Source organism: Halomonas sp. NPDC076908, assembly GCF_050269715.1.
In the GTDB taxonomy this organism is placed as follows: Bacteria; Pseudomonadota; Gammaproteobacteria; order Pseudomonadales; family Halomonadaceae; genus Vreelandella.
Genome location: NZ_JBNNIW010000084.1, coordinates 1 through 3,933, shown reverse-complemented (window position 1 = coordinate 3,933; position 3,933 = coordinate 1). Strand labels below are relative to the sequence as shown.

At 40.0% G+C, this 3,933-nt stretch carries 3 protein-coding genes; all 3 read right to left on the bottom strand.

Annotated features, from left to right (window positions below):
• Positions 1 to 33: 33 nt before the first annotated feature.
• On the bottom strand, positions 34 to 723 hold the full coding sequence (locus ACQKE4_RS20295) for a hypothetical protein (protein ID WP_427390031.1): 690 nt from the start codon (positions 721 to 723) through the stop codon (positions 34 to 36).
• Between the two features lie 46 nt (positions 724 to 769).
• Positions 770 to 3,175: a hypothetical protein gene (locus tag ACQKE4_RS20290; protein WP_427390029.1), complete on the bottom strand. Its 2,406-nt coding sequence runs from the start codon at positions 3,173 to 3,175 to the stop codon at positions 770 to 772.
• Positions 3,176 to 3,357: 182 nt separating this feature from the next.
• A partial coding sequence (locus ACQKE4_RS20285; RefSeq protein ID WP_427390027.1) for a transposase occupies positions 3,358 to 3,933 on the bottom strand: 576 nt, incomplete at its 5' end.

Here is a 3,933-nt window from a genome sequence, read left to right as displayed (position 1 = left end):
GCTTGCGAAAGCCAACTTGCACGGGGCGAATGATCAAAAAGTGCTCGCTGGCGGTGATAGGGAAAGTGTCGGCGCCGGCTTCACGGATTCAGGTGAATTCAAAAAGGAGCGCGCACTCTTTAATAACTTTTCTAATTCCTCATACGAAACCACTTTAAAATTAGCCTCATGCGCAACAAGGTGACGGATCTCAAAAATCAATGCAATATCTTTTAGCAAATCTCTTGCATTGTTCAGCAAAAAAGGAGGTAACTCTTTGCCGGGGGAATGCCCTTTATTAAATAAGTCTTCATCATCTGGCTCCATAAAAACTCTAACTTTTGACAAAATTTCCGCAAACTTCATCTTAGAGTTTTCCATAAAAAGACTTTCAAAATGGCTAGCAATGTGGTTTAGACTACTAACAGGTAATGAGTGTGATATTAAGTCGCCAAAAGTAATATTTCCCAAGCTCAACTCTTTAGTCAACAAAAAATCAAATTTTATATACTCTTTAAACTTCTCAGCCCGACCTAAAAACGGCTCTCCTGAGTCAACAAGTCTTTTAATTGCTTCACGCACACCAACTTCAATACATGATGCTACGCCCATAACAAGTAAAGATAAAGTTGTCCTATCAGAGACATCTAATTTTCCAAACCTAGACTCAAGCGCATAGAGCTCTAAATTACCATGCAAGAAACCTACTTCTGTGCGCAAGTTTTTTTGCTTAATTTCTTTCACAATATCTCTTTTAGCCATCATTTAACCTTAATTCAAATTAAAAACATTAGTTATCGGCATCTTGTTGATTTCTTTTTATTGCATCACCCACTCGCCCAAAACTACTATCTCCTTCCTCAAAAATCTCACTAAGGTTCAAGTAATTTGGAGTTCTCTGAAAACCACCCCATAGCTCAAGAAGATATTTTTTAAATATTAATGCACGCTCATAACGAGCATCAATAGATAGTGACTCCAGATCTTGACTTAACTCCTCTCTTACTTTCTTACTCAATATCGGAGTATCAAAAACCATTGCATCAAGATACGTAAACTGCCCCATCCAACGCCGAAGATGATATGCTCCAATACTAGTAATACGGAATGAATCTGGCATATCTCCAATCAAAGCACCATTTACATCTTCTTCAAAAGTTACCCTCTGCGATGTTTCAATTAATTTTTTATTAGTTGTCCGACGTAAAGCTTTCTCAATTTGACCACCTACATAACCTATATTTTGCAACTCAGAAAATATGTCTTTCGATTGGCAAAATCCATCATTATCTCTATGTTTACCATTTAAGTCTAAATAAGAAAGCAATATTGGCACAAGGAAATGCTCATTTGAATCCGAGTGATATATATCAAATATATTCATTGCAATTGAAGTATCAGGACTATAGTGAGAATACTCTCCCAACAAAGCCTGTTTAGTAAACTCATGTAATGGTATTTTATAACGACCATGCTTTTCCATTTTTTCTATAATTTTTTCAGCGTCTACTCCAGGACTGCCAATAAATCCTGTTACAAACTCAATTGCGGCTCTAATATTTCCACCGGTTATATTCGAGAGAAACTCCAACAATTCAGGATTATCCCTAAGCGATGACAAAAGAGCTTTGAGAAAATAAGCTAGGCTCTCTACATTTAGTTCGAATCCTCTATACACCTCACTTGAAATAGATCCTTCTGCAATTTTAAGTGCAAACATTAGCCTTTTTTCAATAACTTTATCAATTCTGGGAGGAGAAATTGTAAAAACTTTGTGCGGGTAAGCATTGAGTGCCCCTGACCTCTTAGACCTAAAAAATGTCTGCGGCCTCACTGATACAAAAACCGTTGAATCCCAGTCTTGGGCTAATTCTTGACTGATAACAAAGGTATCTTGCTGAATTTTAAATTCTCGCTGATCCGCGTTATCAAGACAAATTATTATTTGCCTCTTTGTGGATTTCGAATAATTCCCAATCACTCGTTTTAAGTGTTGGTCTTTCTCAGTCATCAACTCGTCTAAATGTTCGTACAATTTAGTCTCATAAAGATCAGGCTCGGATTCTTTTTTTCTACCCCAAGAACTTTTAGCAAATCGACTTATTTCAGAAGCATAAACCCCTTTTACTATACCAAACTCATAAGAATCAAGGTTATAAGATTCATTTAACTGCCGTTCAACTTCATTTATGACAAAAATTTTAAGATCGTTACTTAAAGCAGCTTTAGAGCCCAAATCAATATATATGTATATTGCACTTTTAAACTCATCATAAGCACTGTTATACATTAAATTTTTAATAAAAGAAGTTTTACCAACCCCAACATCACCAAGTAAAACTATAGGCCTCTTGGAAACCGCCTCTGTTAAAATATCTGGAGAGAAGTTGTCTTTTCGTTTTCCTCTCACATTTGAGAGATGTGGTTGAGGCTCTTTCTCACTAAACAAAGAAGCATATCTAGCTTCTAAAATGTTTTTACTCAACAAAGCATACTGAGACAAGGCACCACTTTCACAATAACATTCTTTAAAAAATTGCTGTTCAATATCACCGTTATCTACAGCATCTTGTAGAAAAAGCTCTGAAAGTGACCGCAGAGTTGATTGAATATTGCTTTTATATCTTGCTTTAGGGTAATGAGCAAGACGAGATGATAACTTGTTGGGTAGATGCGTTTCACCTGAAACTAAATATCTATTTATTTTTCTTTCTTTCATACCCTCTGCGGAAAAAAGCTGCCACGCCAGATTAAAATTTTGCTTAAGATGTTCTAGGCTATTAAATACGATAGCTTTACCTTCTAGGATCGAGTGCCCATCTTGCCTTGATCCAAGGAATGCTATGAATTGCTTACCATTAGAGACAATTGCAACTGGAGTGCCACGCAGTGAACAATAAGACTGTACCTGATCAATGGCCTTTCTTGCTTCTTGGCTGATTCTTCTTAATGATTGAACATCAGTTAGTAGCTTTTCAGAAACCCCTGCTGGCAGCTCAAACACTATGCCCTCACGCTTAGCTTCTAGAATAGCTAATCTTTGAGGCTTACCTAATTCATAATCTGTGAATTTACTTTCTTCAGACTTTTCAATACTAACTTCTGTATCTCTGCACCAGCCTAAACACTCAAACAAAATCTTATCAATGACATGGAAACGAGTTTCAGCCTCGTTAAAATCTGTATCGAGTGGCAAGCTTTCTATTAGTTCGCCTAGCCCGGATTTCTCATAGCACCTCAGCAAGTATCTTACCCAAGACGTAATGCTACTAAAAACCTATTGGCACGGTTTAAACTGCCTACTTTTTAACCACTTCCCGTCGTTCAGACACACTTCCCCCTTCCCCCCATTGCGTCGGGCCAGGGGCGCCCGCGCATTCAGTTCGGCACCAACCGCCTGATGAGATCGGATAGTTCCGTTTTATAGGGGTAGCTGTCACTCATCAGCACCCGGATTCGGCGCGTGTTGCGGATGATGACCGCGCCCACCTTGATGAGCTTTAGCCGTAGGTTGCTTGGGCTCATGCGCGCGAAGGGCGTCTTCTTCAGGTAAGTGCGTAAGCGCTCGAACAGCGTATAGGCAAAGCCCGACAAGATCAGCCGCCACTGATTGGCCCACCAGTGCGTGCTAGAGGTACGATCAGCAAACAGGCTCAGTTGTTGATCCTTGATTCGGTTCTCCATGTCGCCCCGAGCGCAGTACTGCTCGTAGTAGAGTTTGAAGCCATCGTCATAACGGGAACTAATGATAAACCGGGGATTAGAGCCCAACTCGCTCTCTTCTAGACGAGCGACCACCCAGCGTGGGTACTTCCAAGAGTGTGCTTGATACGGGAAGCGGAACGTCTCTGCCACTTTCCCTCCCACCTGCCATTGGGTCTTGCGCACCAGCATCATGGGCACGTCCACTTCCTTGAGCAGCCGACTGTTCTTGCCGATACCCACGATATAGTC